Source organism: Paenibacillus hunanensis, assembly GCF_014645615.1.
GTDB lineage: Bacteria > Bacillota > Bacilli > Paenibacillales > Paenibacillaceae > Saccharibacillus > Saccharibacillus hunanensis.
This window is the reverse complement of the sequence record NZ_BMMB01000001.1, coordinates 361,807-378,977: the sequence shown is the minus strand read 5'-3', so window position 1 is coordinate 378,977 and position 17,171 is coordinate 361,807. Positions and strand designations below refer to the sequence as shown.

The following is a 17,171-nucleotide window of genomic DNA, read 5'->3' as shown; positions in this document are numbered from 1 at the left end:
AATTGTTAACTCGTTGTTATACGCATTAACTTGCTATATGTCTAAGTAAGTTGTTTTTGCAACTGCTACCAAATTAAATGATTTACACTAAGAAGTTTTTTGATTTACTTGTCCTTCAGCTGCACGAATATTAATAATTTCTTCTCGATATTTGATGTTAGCTTTAGCTAGAAGCTTATAAAACTTTTTCCATGTAAGATCACTCATACCCACGGGTTTGCTTTTCTCGCAAATTTCATCCATTAGATGATCCCCCTAATTAATTTTCTATTTTAGAAAACTTTTAACTAAAAAAATTTGTCACATCACATTTTAGTTTTATTGCGAGTTTGGGCAAATCCTTTGCTTTAAATGCATAAAATCCTGTTTCATATTTTGAGTAGTTTGATGCGTTCTTCATGCCGAATTCCTCTGCCATTTCTTTCAATGTTAAATTTAAATCGTCACGTCTTTTTTGTATGAAATGAAGATTAAATTGGTTCATAGAGCACCTACTTTTTTTCTGTTTTAGAAAATTTGTAATTTCAATATATATTTCTAAAATAGAAAAGTCAATCAATTATTTGCTCAAATAGAAAATTTATTTTTCTATAATAGCAAAAATGTTACTATGAATTTATTGTAAATAAAGTGTGGGGGGATTTTATGAGCATCGGAGAACGTCTGAAATATCTCAGAAAGAAGCATAAATATAGTCAAATAGAGTTGGGTTTAAAAATTGGAATCGATCATAGCGGAATTTCAAAGTTGGAATCAGGCAAACGGCCTGTTGATCATAATGAACTAATCGCTTTCTGTAATTTTTATAGAGTAAGTGCAGATTACTTATTAGGAATAAAAAAAGATGAAGAAATAGAAAATACTGAATCGTTTCCTGAGAGCGAATGGACAGAAGAAGAGCAAATAGCTGCTGAAGCATTTGTAATTCAACTTAGAAAATTAAGAAGTCATAATAAAAAGTAAAAAGAATTCTTATCAAATCAAGATTAGCTGACTCACTTAAATGAAGTTGGAAGGACGATTATTAATGCGAGTAGCAATATATATACGTGTCAGTACAGATATGCAGGCAGAAGATGGGTTCTCAGTCGAAGGACAACGCAGCCGTCTGATTTCGTATGCAGAATCACAAGACTGGACGATTACTGATTTTTATATCGATGATGGTTATTCTGCGAAAGATTTAAAGCGTCCAGCAATGCAACAGATGCTTTACGAAGTCAAAGAACAAAAATTTGATGTAGTGTTGGTTTATAAATTGGATCGATTGACACGCTCAGTCGCTAACCTTCATGAGTTGCTAGAAGAATTTGATGCAAATAACGTTAAATTCAAATCTGCTACTGAAATATTTGAAACAACTACCGCAATGGGACGTTTCTTTATCACTCTCGTGGGCGCAATGGCTGAATGGGAACGTGGAACAATCTCTGAACGTGTCCGTTTTGGTGTGGAGCAAATGGTAAAGGAAGGAAAACGTCCTGGTGGTATTTTCCCTTTCGGGTATACGTCAACTGGAGAGTTTATTCCTGAAGAAGCTGCGCTGATCCGTGAGGCTGCTCAATTGTATATGAGTGGATTGGGTTACAAATCAGTAGCAATGCGACTCAACAGTCTTGGCAAACTCAGACGCGGAAAGTTATGGACAGATGCAACTGTCTCATACACACTAGAGAATCCGTTTTATGCTGGAATAATTCGAGTTGGCACAAAAGACAAAAACGGTAAATATGTAAATAGCAATCGAGGCGAGCGAGTAAAGTGTATATATGGATCAGGCGATCACCAGGAAATATTTACTAAAGAAGAATACAATGCTATCCAAAAATATAAAAAAAGCAAAACTTCGGGTGGATTTAGTCCGAATTCTATTTACTGGTTTTCTGGAGCATTAAGATGCGGACGTTGCGGAGCTGCTATGTTTGGCAAGCTCACAACTCAAAGAAAAACTACTGGAGGAATGAAACGAACTCAATACTATATTTGTTCCAGTCGACACCATAGCCGCAGCTGTGATCTACCAATTTTCAGACAAGTTCATGTTGAAAAGCTTATGATGGATTATATTCTGAAGGTTAAAGTAGATGTGGCACAGCTTAGGGATGAAACATCGAAAATCGAAAGCGAAGCAAAAGAGTATAATGATGACATTGCAGAAGCTAAACGTGAGCTCGCCAAGCTTGCTGAGAGACGTTCAAGGTGGCAATACATGTTTGTAGAAGGCTTGATCAGTCAAGACGATGTACGACGGAAACTGAAGGCTGAAAACGATGCTGAAATGCTCATTCGTGATAAGCTGGCAATGACTCAAAAATCATTGTCCGGTATTCCTAAAGTAGAAGAGTTGGCACAGCTAGAAGAACTTTGGAGTCTTCTGGATGATCACGAGAAGAAAGAAATGATTTTAACCTTGTTCCATAGGATTGAAATCAATACTCCACTTACAAAACCCAAAGGTGTAAAAAACTCATTTTTTGATGCATACCTTCAAAACGTGACATTCAATTGAAGCAGTAGATTCTGTACCACAGTATTAAAGAGAGTGATCCATCGTGACCTGTATTCATCGCCTGTAGCATATCCAATGCTTCTGCACCACGAACCTCACCGACGATAATACGGTTCGGTCGCATACGCAGCGAGGATCGAATCAGATCACGAATACCGATCTCCCCTTTGCCTTCTGTATTGGCATTGCGAGTTTCTAGCGATACTAGATTAGGTACAGTGCGAATTTGTAGCTCTGCTGAATCCTCAATCGTAATCACTCGCTCATCCGGCGGAATATACTGGGATAGTGCATTTAAAAAAGTCGTTTTACCGGAGCCTGTTCCTCCTCCGATAAAAACATTAAATTTACTACGTACCAGTGTTTGTAGCAGACTTGAAGCTGTAGCATCAAGTGCGCCAATCCGTACCAGATCCTCCATCGTCATCGGATTCTCTGGAAATTTACGAATCGTCATCGTTGGCCCTTTGAGCGCTACTGGCGGTAGCACCACATTGACACGTGAGCCATCTGGCAGACGTGCATCCACGATCGGCGAGGATTCATTCACAACACGGTTCACACCTGCCACAATTGTCTGAATAATATCCTCCAGTCGCTCTGGCGATTCAAACACAGACTCACTTCGTAGCACCTGTCCATGTCGCTCAATAAAAATATCCTCATGACTGTTAATCATAATTTCCGTGACACTGCGATCATCAACAAGCGGCTGCAAAATATCGAGTCCACGAAAAGAATCGAATACCTGCCGTACTAATCTGCGTCGTTCACCTGCTGTTAGCTCAGGATAACGTGCTTCATCAAGCACTTTCGATTCGATCCTGCTTATCAGCTCCCGATCATCTACAGCAAATGTGACATCCAGCCCTGAACGAACCTCATCGCGCAGTGTAATAAATACATTCTCGGTCACATGCTCACCCCACCTGTCGCCCAGACACCCTCATGACTACGTTCCCCGTCAAGGCGGCATAGCTTCAAAATATCTCGTTGAAAAATGGGCGAGCACCATAATAGCTCACTGCTCGTAACCTGCTTCCATGAAGGCACATAAGGAAGTGTCGATTCCGGGTGTATACCTGCTGGTAGAGTGTTCATCACATTGCCACTGTAACGATTCATAACAAATGAAAGCTTCGGCTCCATCTGCTCCAGCCACTCACCATGATATGACTGCCAGTACGACAGCCACTGCTCTGTTCGAGTCATGCAGGGTAGATCGTCCGTTAATAGCCAGATGATGCGGTCACTGCCGTTCAGCGCAGCCTGAACGCGTTCTGCCCAGCCAGATTCACAATCGATAATGACGTGATCGTATTGACCACTGCCTGCGATATAATCAATCAGCAGTGTCGTCTCCTCAGCCGTCATACGCAGCCATTCATTAAAATTAGACGGCGGGATAAATGTCTCTGCCCGAATCTCCTCCGCATATACCGTATAGTCCGTAATCGCTCCGTCAGGTGCTTGCTTCTGCTCCGCAGCGGCTTGTAGATCATATAGTAATCGTGATAATTCAGGTGTATTCTGATCTGTTTCTAGCTGTAGCAGGCTCACACTGCTTGCTGCCTCCAGATTTAGATAAAATACCGACTGTCCTTTCAGCCCAAGCTGCTTCGCCATATTCATCGCTGTCACCGATTTCCCACTGCCTGCAACGGCTGAATACAGACAGGTAACCCACGCTCTGCCTGCTTCGCGCGGCGATTCGATCACCGTTCGCCCTGTAAAATTACATAACTGCTCCATCAAATGATGCAGCGGCTGATACTTAGCAATAGTATGTCCGTCCGCCTGCTGCTGGTCATGCTCACCTAATCGTACCCAGCGTACGGAGCCACCCTGCTCATTCGCACGCCATGGCTCCAAAAATGCATCCTCAGCAGCAACCAGCCCTTTATAACGACCATCCTGCATATACTCTACAAACATGGCGACCTCAGAAAATGCCCGAATCGTAACTCGTGCTGCATATTCGCTAGAACGGATGTATCGCAGCAACAGCTCAATATACTCTTGATCCTCGACGCACACTACCATCTGTATAGGAGCCATCGATATTCCTCCTTCTTTGACAACAACAAAAAAAGCACCGTTTAAATAACGCACTTGGGGTGCGTAACTTAAACGGTGCTTCCGTTGTAAAAGCTATAATTTAACGTAAGAATAGCATAGAAATTATAGGTCTGCAATACTATTTTTCTATTTCTATACAAAAAGCGCTAGAACGATCGGCTTGATCCGTCGAATCGGCTTGAAAATAATGACATTTCATTCATGTTTGTTGCGTCATTCACTATTCAGGTTAAAAAGTATAGGGAACTTCCGGTGAGCAGACTTATTATGACCACATCCCTCTCTTCCAATATACGTACACACCCAATTCTAACACTAGCTGTATTCTGCATATCCATGGCATGTCATTACTGGCTTGCTTCGTATAAATCTGCTATTAGCTTTGCCCATCCTATTTTACAGAAAGGCGGAATTCAATTATGAAATCTTCCCATCATTCACATCGCAGCTACGCCTGGACATCTGCTCTGCTTGCAGGCGTACTTGGCATGTCTATTGCCTTACCTGCATTTGCAGCAGAGACGGTCACACGTCTTAGCCCTGCTTCATGGTCATCGCCACCATTACTCGCAGATGTAGTCGACAATGCGCTCGCATCCCGAGTGACCGATGTGCATGCTGTCCCCTCCAAATCGCTGGTCTATGTACATACCCAGCAGGATATTCCTAATACTACAGGCAAAACGCAAAATAGCTGGTATCTGGATACACTAAAGGCGTATAGCTCAACGACTGGCAAGCTGCAATGGAGCTATAGCCTACACAAGCCAGCAGGAGCCTACACATTGTCTACACAATCCGTGTATACTAGCTACGGCACCGTTTATATGTATGCCGAATATTCAGACGGTACGTACCAATTATATTCGATCCATTCCTCAGGCAAGCTAAACTGGCAAAAGCCGCTCAGCGATGCAGCCAATATAACGCTAATGAAGGACGGCTCACTGCTTGTAGCTAGCCGAGGCACCGTCAATTCCGAAGGAATCATTCGCTCTACACTCCAGCGGTACGACAATAATGGAAAGCTACTCAATCAACAGCCTATTCAGGGCTCCTTGCTCAAAGCAGAAGGCAATCGCATTCTCATCGCTGCCAGCAAGCTGAACAAAAACGCCAACGGCTGGGAAATGGTGCCTAACCCACAGGTGGATGTGTACGGGCTGGAGCTAAAACGCCTGTATAGCTATACCTTCCCACCAAAATCTAATATTTATGGCGATGGAAGTGACTCCATGTTCGTACTTAAAGATGGCACCGTCCTAATCCGTGCGAATATCGATGATGTAGGCAATAAGCTATTTGGCTTCGATCCTAAAGGAAAACTCATGTGGGGACGCGTCATTCCGGGTGGCTCTATCGCACAATCGACAGGAACGGGCTATATCACCTATGAAAATAATACGCTACAGCTGTATAATACGTCGTCTGGAAAAGCAATCGCCTCGGTCACACTGGAAGGTACGCCAGCCGATTACACATGGGTACTGCGCACAAGCGATGGCAATTTAATGATCAATATGGATGACCGCACCTACATCGTATATCCATCCACACTGGCGATTGTAGAAACGATCGATACAACGAATCTAGGCTCACCGATCGATTATGTGAATCGCACCGTGTACTCTGTTAAGGATGGCACATTATACAAATATGTGATCAAAAAATAAGGGCGATTCTGATATTTGAAGCCACTTAAAGCCAAACAACAGAAATCATAATGTAAAAGCCTGACCATTGTATAGCCTGCTCTCCATCAATGCTTCAACATCCGGCATAAATGGAGAATAACAGCAACATACGGTCAGGCTTTTATATGTAAATCTTAAAATAATGTTACCTCTTGTTACGTATTTCACCTTATCATTTTGCCAGAGTATCCTATAATAAGTGCAGTATCCTAACATAGTACATAGATGGGTACGAGCATTACAAGCTGCTGTTTTTGCTAGTAGATTAGCTTGCCCGTAGCATAGCTCTACGGTAAAAACACAGCACAAAAATTAGAAACTTGAATAGGAAAGGTGGCATTACATATTGAAAACTAAACCTCGCCTTTACCGTCTCGGTACAGGTCTACTCACCGCGATCCTTGGCATTACAATCGCTATGCCTTCGTTTGCAGCTCAAGCCGATTCGTTGACGACACTAAAGTCTGCTTCCTGGTCAACACCACTCTTTTCAGCCACTGATCATCCCGATTTATCCGAAGTAAATGATATTAAGGTGATCCCCTCCCAATCACTCGTTTATGTGAAGGCTTCACATGTCGAGCAGAATGCTCATGCTACGTCTTCTACCAGTGATACGAATACACATGAGATCGATACCTTTAATGCTTATAGTACGAAGGATGGCAAGCTAGAGTGGAGCTACACCAATCTGGGTGAACCCGGAGACACTGGCGTGACACAATATGCTAATAATGGCACCGTTTATTTTTGCAATCGATATGCCGACGGTCACTACAGACTCACCTCGTTGAATCCAACAGGAAAGGTGAATTGGACAGTGAAGCTCCCTGCAATGGCAAATGCTTTTCCTTATGATCTAAGTCTGATGCAGGATGGTTCTCTACTCGTATCGGTTGCGGTTCATACCGATTCACAGGGCAATGTGCAATCGATGTTGAAGCGATATGATGCCAATGGCAAATTGCTGCAACAAAAAGTAGTGAACGGCTATGTGATGGCAGCCAGCGGTAAGCGGATCATTGTAGATGCGAGTATTTACAAAAACAATGATACGCAATTAAAAAATGCAAAAGTCGACGTTTATGGACTACAGCTAAACTCCATCTACAACCATCGGGCTATACTCGAATTTGATCATTATGACGATCAGATTGCTGTACTGAATGATGGAACAGTGCTAATCGGTACGTATAAGCCTGACGAAGGGAATAGGTTCATTCGCTTTGATGCCAACGGCAAAATCACCGGAACGCAAGCCGTATCCGATGACTATCAGCTTCAATCCACCGATTCAGGCTATATTCTGTACGACCATAATATATTTAAATGGTATCGCTCTAGCTCGCAAAAGCCAGTAGCGTCTACCACCTTAAAAGGCAGCCCCGGCGATACGAGCTGGATACAGCATACAAGCGACGGCAATCTGTTAATTACAATGCTGGATCGTACGTATATTTTAAATCCAACGACACATGCGATCATTGCTGCATGGCACCGCACTTCGTCTGATCTGACCTTTGATTACGCTGATCATGCCGTATACACCAATCAAGGCCAAGGCACCCTTTCTAAATATGTAGTCCAAAAATAAACACACCAAAAAGCCTGCTCGCATCCTACATCACAATCCATGATCTGCTCTACAAGCACACGGATGGATTAGTGATCTGTATAATGCGACAGGCTTTTCAGCTTATCTTCATCCAGACTTACTTCTGCTCACCACTGTTCACTTAAAACGATCTTGTTGCTTATCCTCAACTATTCTAAAAAACGCTCCCGAATCTCAGGTGTTGGCAGCATACATTGATCCGATTGACCAAACCAGCGGTAGCGATTACGCGCAATAATATTATAGACTCCATCCCGTAGCATACGTGGAATGATAATAAAGGCATACAATAACGGCCACGCAAACCGTAATTTACGCGCAATATGCAATGCAGCTGTCGAACGAGTATAAAAGGTGCCCTTCTCAATCAATACAAACGTATCCATCTGATCGGTTCTCATGCCACCCTTTTGAAGTAGCTTTTGCCCCACCTCAGATTGTAACGAAGCAAAATGGAAAATTCCTTTTGGATCACGCTTGATGATGAACTTGGTCGCGCCCTGACAAAAATGACAAACTCCATCTACCAGTACAATCGGATGATCACCCTGAATAAGCACTTCGATCTGTTGATCCGTCAGTTCCGTAGGTTCGCCCGGTCTCGATACCGGAGCATGTGCAGTTACCATTCTCGCCACTCTCCTTTATACAAATATACAAAGTCGTTTGCGATACGCTGAGCCTTCACTACATCCACTACAACACTACAAAAATAGCAAAAAAGCACGAAGAAGATTCCCCCGCGCTCTGCATATAAACGTTATGGCGTTGTGACAAAATAGCTTATGCTAGTGCTTCGTCAATCAGTTGACGATCTTTAATTTGCTGATCAATTTCGCCAGCAAAGGCATTGAAGCAGTTGCAAATAAAGTCTTTGCGGCATACAGGACATGGCTTGGTCAGCAGTCGATTGATATAAGTCATTTTCCACTCTGGAAAACGATTGTAGAACATGCGGCACTCTGTTCCGTCTACCAGTGTTGCCGTAAATTCGTACAGTCCTTCTTTTTCATTGATACCGGCTTTTTTGAGCGTCGTAATCGTCGGTCTATATGCCATTTTATCATCACCCGTTATCCTTAAAATTTCGTAGCAAATTACAAATCACCTATGACATATTAAAGAATTTTATGGTATGTGTCAACTCTATAGATGTACGGGGGAGCACAAATATGGAGCCGAACGGGTAATTGTTGCGTCGATTGTCACGATCTGCCGCATCAACTATTGCCATTTACTGTACAGGAAGCACTCTGGTTTTACAACCAGAATCTATTCGACGGATTGCCCTGTTATGTTAACCTTACCCGTGTCCTGTAAAATTAATCGGCTTTCAGCCAAAAAACTGATGAGGTTATGTAAACAAAAAAATATGAATCTTATCTAATCTGTAGCATATAACTAAAATAGCAGCTGACATCGTAATGAATATATCGGTTGATGAAGTTGTAATACAATCAATATGTACATGCTCCCCTATATCGCCATAAAAATCCCCCTTTGCAAAAACAAAGGGGGATTTTTTTATAGTTTATACATACGGTAATCGTATAGAAATGTCATAGGTACCTGGACTACGCTACCTATCATTAATTTACATCAGCTTATATCAGCATTTTACATCAGCCTATATCAGCGCAGATCATTCTACCTATCCTCTATACGAATCGAATTGCCTGAATTACACAATATTCAGCTCTACATCAATATTGCCGCGTGTTGCTTTGGAATACGGGCAAAATTCATGAGCTTTTTTGGCAATCTCTAGTGCTTCATCATGAGACAGACCTGGGATACTCACATCCAGGCGTACCGACAGCTTAAAGCCATCGTCTGTTGGATCTTTATCGATCATTACGTTACTTGTAACGAGTGTATCCGTTACGTTCACCTTTGCTTTGCGCGCTACATTAGCCAGTGCGCTCTGATAGCATGCGCCATATCCAGCGGCAAACAATTCTTCCGGGTTTGTGCCGTTACCGCCACCGCCACCCAGCTCCTTAGGCATCACCAGATTCACATCTACAGCACCTGTGCTGGATTCAACCCTACCTTGACGTCCACCATGAACCTTCGCTGTTGCAGTATACAATGCCATTATTATTCAGCTCCTTCATACGTCATGATTTTGAACCAACACTATATTTGTAAAGCACTGCGTTCCAAATGAAACGCCATTTTGCGAATTTATATAGGTAAACTAAAATTGACTTTATCATTTTAATTTTTTAAAATTAAGTTGATATCATTATAATTAAAGGGGGCTGTGTAACGGATGAACGTATATGATTTTAAAGCTACCAACATGCGTGGTGAAGAGGTATCACTGGATCAATATGAAGGTAAAACATTGCTAATCGTGAATACGGCAAGCAAATGCGGATTAACGCCACAATTCTCTGGTCTACAGGAGCTTTATGACAAATTTAAAGACCAAAACTTTGAAATTCTAGGTTTTCCGAGCAATCAATTTGCGAATCAAGATCCAGGTAGCAATGAAGAGATTTCAGAATTTTGCCAGCTAAACTATGGTGTAAGCTTCCCGATGTTCGAAAAAATCAATGTAAACGGTACTGATGCACATCCCCTGTTCAAATATTTATCCGAGCAAGCACCCGGTATTCTAGGCTCCAAGGCAATCAAATGGAATTTCACCAAGTTCTTGATTAGTCCAGATGGTACACCTGTGAAGCGCTATTCTCCACAAACAACACCGGATAAGATCGAAGACGACATTCGTAAGCAACTTTGATCTTCTAGCTCCAGTCTTCTTTAGCAAAATGTAGAAGCAGCCGAGCCATCACCATAGCTCCGAGTCTCAAGCTCTGAGTCATACCCATGTTAGCGAACTTCAATATGTATCATCATACATTATATCCTTATACACCTCATAAGCTGAATATCTATTCATAAAACAGGCGTATAAATAAAAAAGCAAGCAACCCGATCTTGATCAGATCCGTTGCTTGCTTTTTGGTTCTATTGAACCGTTTCGTATGCTTCTTACCTAAATGCGGTCGAGAGGACTCGAACCTCCACGGGTATACACCCACTACCCCCTCAAGATAGCGTGTCTGCCATTCCACCACGACCGCGCAGACAATATTAGCTGTAGATGGATGAAATAGTCGAACCATCTTCAGCAACTTTTATAATATACCATCTTCTTATGTCATTGTAAATCCTTATTTCACCCTATTGGATAATCCTATCATATACTACACATTCAATGTCACTTATATTTCAGCATAATTTTCACTAGTATCATAAAATTAATTTACAACCTATATAATTTACATTTTTTAGTTTAAATCATGTTATTCAGGTTAATATTATTGACACATAGACAACATTTATGTAACTATTATTAACAAAATAACTACTTCTTTTTATTCTAACTGCTATATTACTAATATTCATGATAGCTAATCAGACATTTAAATAGAGAGATAGGATTCTGTTATTATTTCCATCTATTATTATTTAATCCACCGTGCGGAGGAGGATTCAAAATGAAAAGCAATCAGAAGTTGCTGGTGTATGTGCAACTACTGGAAGCCAAGCTACCAACAGCTAGCTTTACCCATGCGCACAATCTGGAAAGGCATGTACAGGAAGGTCGAATGACGAGTGTCGCCGAGCTGGAGCATTATATTCACAATCATTTACAGCCTCATCTATTTCGCTGGGAAGCGCCTGCTATTTATGGTGTATATCTTGCCGAAGCCCAGCAGGATGCTCATACCCTTGCCCGCATGGATCACGCAATCATCCGGCAAATTATCGAGCCGGATCATATGCAGGAAGCCAGCCAAACAGGAAAACGCTTACTCAAGCTAGCACGTAATCTGTATCCGTGGATGAGCTTTGAGCTGCTGGAGCAAGCAATGAAGCAGCATGGGGCGATCCTTTCACTGACCGTTCTGCATGCCTGGATTAATATCCAGCTTGGAATGCAGCGCGAGCAGGCGATTGAGTGTTACTTCTATACTTTATTATCCTGCTGTATGGGTAGAGTCGCTAAGGCGCTCGGCTTGACGATACGAGAAGCTCAGCAGCTAACCGATGAATGGTCATCTATCATGGAACAGCAGTGGCTAGCGCAGGCACAGGAAGCCTATCACGAACAGAGTCAGCTATTCCCTCCTTCCTTCCAATCGCCACTATCCCTATCTCCAACCGTATCCGGCAACTAACTATTCTACTCCACTTCACTCATCTACCTGTATAGACCTGTTATATCGATAGACCTGTATTGCAAAAGGAGCTATTCACTCCCTACAAGAATTTATGATTTGCAATCCGCATAACCAAACAGGCTGGCATCTGCGTCATATAGACGTGATCTGCCAGCCTCTTTATGCCAATATACAATGCCCTGCTATACAATGATCTGAATTGCTTCCATTGAATGGGCGCCGATGAATGAATATGGATGAATGTCGATGCTCTGCATGATCGTTCACAATGCTTGCGTCCCACATTCCTCTATTATAGCTTCATTGCTCTGTACGACCTGTAGCTGAACTAGCTTCCCCCCAAGCTCATCCTCATTCGACACTGCCTTGATTGGCTTCTGCTCATTCAGTTGCCAATTCCGATTCAAGACTATCCGACAATATAGACGTAACAGTTAGCGGTTACTACCCTGCTGTCTGGATTTGCGATACACGGAGAACTCAATATATTCCTTAATGAAATCTTTCTCTCGCTCAGACAGTACCTCATCCTGGCAATTCAATTGCCCCATAAGTTCAAAAAAATACGGGCTGGATTGCTCGTTTACCGTCTGTGCATAGCGCTCTTTCCCCGTAAGGAGCCAATCCAGACTAACATCAAAATAAGCTGCAATTTCGATCAGCTTGTGTGTACCTGGTGTCGATTTGCCACGTTTCCAATCGCCAAAGTTACCGGTACTAATTTTAAGTTGTTCGCAGAATGACTTTTTCGTGATGCCTTTATTTTTGATCAGTAATTCAATGCGTTCATAAATGGATTGCGACTGCATATGATTTCAACTCCCCGACCATGTCATCTAAAGCTTCCAATAACACTTTTATAAGTAATTTAATATTGATAAAAATCGCATTTAAGTATATAATTGATCTAACGACATTTTTTTACTTCTTTTCCTGAATCATTATACCATAGAGCCCATAATGATCGGGAACCGGTACCGATCCTATAGTCATATGGTACGTTATACTTTTAGCAAGCAAGGGGTGATATCGTTGAACCGCAAGCAGCCGGTTACCTCCTTCGGTTGGGCTATCAAGCAAAGGCTGGCAGAGCTACAAATGGATCAAAAGACGTTTTGCGAGTGTTACGGGATTCCGCCATCTCGTTTATCCAACCTGATCAATGGAACACGCAAGGCGGCACGATACCGTAAACAAGTCGCTGAGCTACTCGATATTCCCGAGTATTTTCAATGAATGGCTGTCTACGTTCCATAAGGACGTACATAATCAAGCAAAACAATCGGCTTTATAACTACCAATTCCAGCTTTTCGGATAAATATTGATATTCCGCCTGCCATAAGAATTATGTAGTCTGTCTAGCTTCAAACCAAAACACAATTATGATTACTAATATAGTATGGTTTGGAATGGAATTCAACAAGGTTATGCGCAAGATCACCTTATTTATTCAAATTATTCCATTTTATTCTACAAATTGCAAACAAAAAGTCCCTGTTATAAAACAGGGACTTTTACGTATTGCAGAATGCGGTCGAGAGGACTCGAACCTCCACGGGTATACACCCACTACCCCCTCAAGATAGCGTGTCTGCCATTCCACCACGACCGCATGGCATATAAAAAGTGAGCCATGAAGGACTCGAACCTTCGACACCCTGATTAAAAGTCAGGTGCTCTACCAACTGAGCTAATGGCTCTCACTAATGAAATAAGGGATGACCCGTAGGGGATTCGAACCCCTGTTACCTCCGTGAAAGGGAGGTGTCTTAACCCCTTGACCAACGGGCCACGTTTTCTTAACAACAAAAATGATTATATCAAGTACAGAGTTATATTGCAAGCACTTTTTTATTAGTTTTTAAATGCCCTATTTTGTTGCTTTATTTAAGTCAAAATCGAAAGAATGACTTGTAGTTTGACTTATCATTACTTATAATTGCTTATATAAACTTAAATAAGCAGCATAAACGACATACTTTACTTACCTCTACTTGTTTCTACTTACTTATGAGCTAAATTGCTTGCTACCGTTCTTCATCATACTTGTTGTGCTTATCATGATGGGTAACGAACAAGCATGAGCTGTATCCATTTTCTCTATTCTTCCAAAGGAGAGCTTCTATGTATCAGGAAGAACGCATGCTTCATATTTTGGAGTATCTCAGTAAGCACCAGCGAATTACGATTGAAGACATTTGCCGTATTTTTCAAGTATCCCGGGATACTGCCAGACGTGATCTTGTGCGACTGGAAGAGCAGAATTCAATCGTACGCACGCGTGGTGGTGCGCTACTCTCAGCTGGTCCGATCATTATCCCAAGCTATAATGACCGCCTGAATACGGTATCTGCTGAGAAAAAGCAGATCGGTCGTCGCGCTGCACAGCTTGTTCAGAGCGGGCAACGCATCATCCTCGATTCCTCTACTACGGTTCAGGCATGCGCCGAATTTATCGAAGCACCTGGCTGTACCATTGTCACCAACTCAATTAATCAGGCAGACATTTTATCCAACAAGCAAGATATTTCTGTTCATCTGCTCGGCGGGCAATTGCAATCACAGCATCGTTATGTATACGGCTCAGCTGCTGTTGAAGCCCTATCGCATTATTTTGCTGAACGAGCTTTTATCGGTGTCGGTAGCATTTCTAGCAAAGGTCTTACCTCACTCACCGTGGAGGAAGGTCGGATTAAGCATAAAATGATGCAGCAAGCCGAGATGACGATCATTCTCGCCGATCATTCCAAATTTGGACGTGAGCTATTTTATAAGTTTGCCGATCTGTCTGAAGTCGATCTGATTATTACGGATCGCTCCCCTACTCCCGAAATGCTGGAGCTACTTGATCAGCATGAGGTAGAGCTATGGGTTGCCGATCAATCATTTTCGAAGGAGCTGAGTCTATGAGTATCAAATTAATCGCAATTGACCTGGATGGTACACTGCTGAGTGGCCATACGTATATTAATGATGTGAACAAGGCAGCCATTCGTGCTGCACAGGAGGAAGGCGTAATTGTAGCGATTGCTACGGGTCGCGAGCATAATAATGTACGCTCTTTTCTAGAAGCTGCTGAGCTGGTAACTCCGGTCATCTCCTCTAATGGTTCGGTTATCCATAATGAGCATAAAGAGCCGATGTTCTCCCTCCCATTGCAACATCATCAAGCGATGGAAGTGCTGAACTGGCTGGAAACGAATCAGTACTACTATCAAGCACATACGAGCAAAGGCATTTATACGATTAGCACCGGTCATCAGGTACTGGCTGTAGAGGTTGATCGTCTGCTGAGCACCAATCCTGATCCAAGCTATTTGCAAATGCTAGAAGCGATGCAGGGAATGAGTGCCAAGCTAAAAATGATTCGTGTGAATACGTATCATGAGATTCCAGACAACACGGAGTTTTACAATATTCTTGCCTTATCCTTTGAACAGGAGAAGCTGGAAGTGGGACGTCAGCATTTTGCTGGTCGTGAGGATATGACGATGGTCGTTTCCGGTCATATGAATTTTGAGATTGAGCATAAAAATGCTTCTAAAGGAACAGCGCTCCAGCATCTGGCAGAGCACTATAGTATCCCACTGGAGCAAACGATGGCGATTGGCGATAACTTTAATGATGTATCCATGATCCAGCTTGCTGGGCTGGGGGTAGCTATGGGCAATGCAGAACCTGAGGTGAAGGCTATCGCCGATGACGTTACATTGACGAATGAGCAGGATGGCGTGGCTCATGCGATCTATAAGGCGCTGGGGTTGAATGTGCCGCTGGTGTGATTTTAATTTACAAGGTTAAAGCTACTTGTCAGGCAACGCTAGTCACCAGATTAAAGTTGCTTCACTGGATAGCTTCATTGGATTGAATCACTGTATTGATTCACACATACCATTCTACCGGGCAGACATCAATATCCTGTACATGTATTGATGTAATATAAGAAACTGCAAAAAGATCATCCTTAGCTAATTTATAGGATGATCTTTTTTGTATGCGCTATGGAGCATTAGCTTACATGAGCACATTGTATAAAAGCTTCCTTGAATCTGAATCTAGGCTTGTTGATAAGCTTGACTACTCTTATCGAAGGCTGTTCTATTCAAAAATGGCTGCAAAATATATAAAAACTCCAACTATAAAACTCAAAGCAAAAAAAGAGCCGGCAGCGCCGACTCTTTACTTAACCTATGTATGCTTGTTGCTAAAGTTGCTACATGAATATAAATTCATATGGCGGAGAGAGAGGGATTCGAACCCTCGCACCGCTTACGCAGTCTAACCCCTTAGCAGAGGGTCCCCTTATAGCCACTTGGGTATCTCTCCAAGAAATGGCTCCCCGAACAGGACTCGAACCTGTGACAACTCGATTAACAGTCGAGTGCTCTACCAACTGAGCTATCAGGGAACATTGTTCAATCTAAAAAATAATTTACCATGTTTCTCTGGGCAAGTCAAGCGATTCCAATGTGAGTTTTCCTCCACATTTGCCACAGCGGTATTTGCCCGGGTCCATACGGCGCTTACGTAAATATTGGGTGCCGCAATCCCCGCATAGAAGTCGATAACGGTACAACTCTCTGGGTTTACTTTTCAACATATCGGGTGGAATCTGGCAATATCGTCCGCCACCTACGCGTTGCAGCCAGTATTTAAACTCTGCATCCTTATGCTGATAGCCTCGACCTAAAATGTGAAGATGATAATGGCACAGCTCATGCTTAATAATCTTCTCCACTTCCTCGCGACCAAAGGCAGCAAGCTGATGCGGGTTAATCTCGATATTATGGCTTTTGAGAAAATAACGTCCACCGGTTGTGCGTAGTCGTGCATTAAAGACGGCCTCATGCAAAAATGGACGTTCAAAATGCTGCAAGGATAGCTGCTCCACCCATGCCTGAAGTTCTTCGTTAGTCATGAAACCCGCTCTGCTCCTTTGACATGATTGTTCCAGATCAGTTTGCATAGAAAAAGATCAACCTGCTTCTCTTGAATTTTAACTTTGTTATGCGCTACACTTCAAGTACAAACTACATTTTCGTTCATTTATTTGTAGCGAACATGTATACCGGCA

General features: G+C 42.4%; 17 protein-coding genes, 6 tRNA genes and 1 pseudogene. 9 read left to right on the top strand and 15 right to left on the bottom strand.

Translation table 11 applies throughout. The features are described from left to right. Positions 1-87 precede the first annotated feature (87 nt). Both IEX62_RS01505 and IEX62_RS01500 read right to left on the bottom strand, forming a co-directional pair. Positions 88-243 (bottom strand): hypothetical protein, encoded by a 156-nt coding sequence (locus IEX62_RS01505; protein WP_188773629.1) that lies wholly within the window; start codon positions 241-243, stop codon positions 88-90. 40 nt (positions 244-283) lie between these two features. Then, positions 284-484 carry a helix-turn-helix domain-containing protein gene (locus tag IEX62_RS01500; RefSeq protein WP_188773628.1) on the bottom strand — a complete coding sequence of 67 codons (201 nt, stop codon included), beginning with the start codon at positions 482-484 and terminating at the stop codon, positions 284-286. Positions 485-645: 161 nt separating this feature from the next. Here IEX62_RS01500 and IEX62_RS01495 point away from each other — a divergent pair, with 161 nt between their 5' ends. Continuing rightward, entirely contained in the window at positions 646-963 is a 318-nt protein-coding gene (locus tag IEX62_RS01495; protein WP_188773627.1) for a helix-turn-helix domain-containing protein, read from the top strand. A 64-nt stretch (positions 964-1,027) separates the two neighbouring features. Beyond that, positions 1,028-2,509 (top strand): recombinase family protein, encoded by a 1,482-nt coding sequence (locus IEX62_RS01490; RefSeq protein ID WP_188773626.1) that lies wholly within the window; start codon positions 1,028-1,030, stop codon positions 2,507-2,509. Between the two features lie 28 nt (positions 2,510-2,537). On the opposite strand, the pseudogene IEX62_RS01485 reads toward IEX62_RS01490, so the two are convergent. After that, positions 2,538-3,425 (bottom strand): annotated as a pseudogene (locus IEX62_RS01485) (TadA family conjugal transfer-associated ATPase); the annotation flags it as partial. Further along, on the bottom strand, positions 3,422-4,567 hold the full coding sequence (locus tag IEX62_RS01480) for a CpaE/TadZ family protein (RefSeq protein ID WP_188773624.1): 1,146 nt from the start codon (positions 4,565-4,567) through the stop codon (positions 3,422-3,424). The gene IEX62_RS01480 and the pseudogene IEX62_RS01485, both read right to left, overlap by 4 nt. 440 nt (positions 4,568-5,007) lie before the next feature. Between IEX62_RS01480 and IEX62_RS01475 the strand changes: the two genes are divergently transcribed. Both IEX62_RS01475 and IEX62_RS01470 read left to right on the top strand, forming a co-directional pair. After that, positions 5,008-6,261 (top strand): outer membrane protein assembly factor BamB family protein, encoded by a 1,254-nt coding sequence (locus tag IEX62_RS01475; protein WP_188773623.1) that lies wholly within the window; start codon positions 5,008-5,010, stop codon positions 6,259-6,261. A gap of 367 nt (positions 6,262-6,628) precedes the next feature. Continuing rightward, entirely contained in the window at positions 6,629-7,876 is a 1,248-nt protein-coding gene (locus IEX62_RS01470; protein ID WP_188773622.1) for a hypothetical protein, read from the top strand. 170 nt (positions 7,877-8,046) lie between these two features. On the opposite strand, the gene IEX62_RS01465 is transcribed toward IEX62_RS01470, so the two are convergent. From IEX62_RS01465 to IEX62_RS01455, 3 genes are all read right to left on the bottom strand, one after another. Then, positions 8,047-8,526 carry a thiol-disulfide oxidoreductase DCC family protein gene (locus tag IEX62_RS01465; protein ID WP_188773621.1) on the bottom strand — a complete coding sequence of 160 codons (480 nt, stop codon included), beginning with the start codon at positions 8,524-8,526 and terminating at the stop codon, positions 8,047-8,049. A gap of 154 nt (positions 8,527-8,680) precedes the next feature. Next, positions 8,681-8,956 (bottom strand): hypothetical protein, encoded by a 276-nt coding sequence (locus IEX62_RS01460; RefSeq protein ID WP_188773620.1) that lies wholly within the window; start codon positions 8,954-8,956, stop codon positions 8,681-8,683. A 622-nt stretch (positions 8,957-9,578) separates the two neighbouring features. Next, positions 9,579-9,998: an organic hydroperoxide resistance protein gene (locus IEX62_RS01455; RefSeq protein ID WP_188774026.1), complete on the bottom strand. Its 420-nt coding sequence runs from the start codon at positions 9,996-9,998 to the stop codon at positions 9,579-9,581. 174 nt (positions 9,999-10,172) lie between these two features. Here IEX62_RS01455 and IEX62_RS01450 point away from each other — a divergent pair, with 174 nt between their 5' ends. Then, positions 10,173-10,649 carry a glutathione peroxidase gene (locus tag IEX62_RS01450; RefSeq protein WP_188773619.1) on the top strand — a complete coding sequence of 159 codons (477 nt, stop codon included), beginning with the start codon at positions 10,173-10,175 and terminating at the stop codon, positions 10,647-10,649. Between the two features lie 260 nt (positions 10,650-10,909). Here the strand turns inward: IEX62_RS01450 and IEX62_RS01445 are convergent. After that, positions 10,910-10,992, bottom strand: a tRNA-Leu gene (locus IEX62_RS01445). A gap of 417 nt (positions 10,993-11,409) precedes the next feature. On the opposite strand from IEX62_RS01445, the gene IEX62_RS01440 reads away from it, so the two are divergent. After that, the gene (locus IEX62_RS01440; protein WP_188773618.1) at positions 11,410-12,093 is read left to right on the top strand and encodes an urease accessory protein UreF; all 684 of its coding nucleotides are present in this window, start codon (positions 11,410-11,412) and stop codon (positions 12,091-12,093) included. 437 nt (positions 12,094-12,530) lie between these two features. On the opposite strand, the gene IEX62_RS01435 is transcribed toward IEX62_RS01440, so the two are convergent. Beyond that, positions 12,531-12,905: a helix-turn-helix domain-containing protein gene (locus IEX62_RS01435; protein WP_188773617.1), complete on the bottom strand. Its 375-nt coding sequence runs from the start codon at positions 12,903-12,905 to the stop codon at positions 12,531-12,533. A 223-nt stretch (positions 12,906-13,128) separates the two neighbouring features. Here IEX62_RS01435 and IEX62_RS01430 point away from each other — a divergent pair, with 223 nt between their 5' ends. Beyond that, on the top strand, positions 13,129-13,332 hold the full coding sequence (locus IEX62_RS01430; protein WP_188773616.1) for a helix-turn-helix domain-containing protein: 204 nt from the start codon (positions 13,129-13,131) through the stop codon (positions 13,330-13,332). Between the two features lie 294 nt (positions 13,333-13,626). Here the strand turns inward: IEX62_RS01430 and IEX62_RS01425 are convergent. The 3 genes from IEX62_RS01425 to IEX62_RS01415 all read right to left on the bottom strand — a co-directional run bounded on the left by IEX62_RS01425 (position 13,627) and on the right by IEX62_RS01415 (position 13,888). Next, positions 13,627-13,709: transfer RNA gene (locus IEX62_RS01425), tRNA-Leu, on the bottom strand. Positions 13,710-13,724: 15 nt separating this feature from the next. After that, a tRNA-Lys gene (locus tag IEX62_RS01420) sits at positions 13,725-13,797 on the bottom strand. A gap of 19 nt (positions 13,798-13,816) precedes the next feature. Then, positions 13,817-13,888 (bottom strand) — tRNA-Glu (locus IEX62_RS01415). A gap of 333 nt (positions 13,889-14,221) precedes the next feature. On the opposite strand from IEX62_RS01415, the gene IEX62_RS01410 reads away from it, so the two are divergent. Then, positions 14,222-15,007, top strand: coding sequence for a DeoR/GlpR family DNA-binding transcription regulator (locus tag IEX62_RS01410; protein WP_188773615.1), 786 nt, complete (start codon positions 14,222-14,224; stop codon positions 15,005-15,007). Further along, positions 15,004-15,879, top strand: coding sequence for an HAD family hydrolase (locus IEX62_RS01405; RefSeq protein ID WP_188773614.1), 876 nt, complete (start codon positions 15,004-15,006; stop codon positions 15,877-15,879). The genes IEX62_RS01410 and IEX62_RS01405 overlap by 4 nt, the downstream gene beginning before the upstream one ends. A 452-nt stretch (positions 15,880-16,331) precedes the next feature. On the opposite strand, the gene IEX62_RS01400 is transcribed toward IEX62_RS01405, so the two are convergent. The 3 genes from IEX62_RS01400 to IEX62_RS01390 all read right to left on the bottom strand — a co-directional run bounded on the left by IEX62_RS01400 (position 16,332) and on the right by IEX62_RS01390 (position 17,015). Further along, positions 16,332-16,423 (bottom strand) — tRNA-Ser (locus IEX62_RS01400). Positions 16,424-16,429: 6 nt separating this feature from the next. After that, a tRNA-Asn gene (locus tag IEX62_RS01395) sits at positions 16,430-16,505 on the bottom strand. A gap of 24 nt (positions 16,506-16,529) precedes the next feature. Beyond that, complete coding sequence (locus tag IEX62_RS01390) at positions 16,530-17,015, bottom strand: SprT family protein (RefSeq protein ID WP_188773613.1); 486 nt, start codon at positions 17,013-17,015, stop codon at positions 16,530-16,532. Positions 17,016-17,171 lie beyond the last annotated feature (156 nt).

Excerpts from the sequence above, each read along its gene's own strand:
- IEX62_RS01505 (WP_188773629.1), bottom strand. The coding sequence starts at position 243 with ATGGATGAAATTTGCGAGAAAAGCAAACCCGTGGGTATGAGTGATCTT.
- IEX62_RS01500 (WP_188773628.1), bottom strand. The coding sequence starts at position 484 with ATGAACCAATTTAATCTTCATTTCATACAAAAAAGACGTGACGATTTA.
- IEX62_RS01495 (WP_188773627.1), top strand. The coding sequence starts at position 646 with ATGAGCATCGGAGAACGTCTGAAATATCTCAGAAAGAAGCATAAATAT.
- IEX62_RS01490 (WP_188773626.1), top strand. The coding sequence starts at position 1,028 with ATGCGAGTAGCAATATATATACGTGTCAGTACAGATATGCAGGCAGAA.
- IEX62_RS01480 (WP_188773624.1), bottom strand. The coding sequence starts at position 4,567 with ATGGCTCCTATACAGATGGTAGTGTGCGTCGAGGATCAAGAGTATATT.
- IEX62_RS01475 (WP_188773623.1), top strand. The coding sequence starts at position 5,008 with ATGAAATCTTCCCATCATTCACATCGCAGCTACGCCTGGACATCTGCT.
- IEX62_RS01465 (WP_188773621.1), bottom strand. The coding sequence starts at position 8,526 with ATGGTAACTGCACATGCTCCGGTATCGAGACCGGGCGAACCTACGGAA.
- IEX62_RS01460 (WP_188773620.1), bottom strand. The coding sequence starts at position 8,956 with ATGGCATATAGACCGACGATTACGACGCTCAAAAAAGCCGGTATCAAT.
- IEX62_RS01450 (WP_188773619.1), top strand. The coding sequence starts at position 10,173 with ATGAACGTATATGATTTTAAAGCTACCAACATGCGTGGTGAAGAGGTA.
- IEX62_RS01440 (WP_188773618.1), top strand. The coding sequence starts at position 11,410 with ATGAAAAGCAATCAGAAGTTGCTGGTGTATGTGCAACTACTGGAAGCC.
- IEX62_RS01435 (WP_188773617.1), bottom strand. The coding sequence starts at position 12,905 with ATGCAGTCGCAATCCATTTATGAACGCATTGAATTACTGATCAAAAAT.
- IEX62_RS01410 (WP_188773615.1), top strand. The coding sequence starts at position 14,222 with ATGTATCAGGAAGAACGCATGCTTCATATTTTGGAGTATCTCAGTAAG.
- IEX62_RS01405 (WP_188773614.1), top strand. The coding sequence starts at position 15,004 with ATGAGTATCAAATTAATCGCAATTGACCTGGATGGTACACTGCTGAGT.
- IEX62_RS01390 (WP_188773613.1), bottom strand. The coding sequence starts at position 17,015 with ATGACTAACGAAGAACTTCAGGCATGGGTGGAGCAGCTATCCTTGCAG.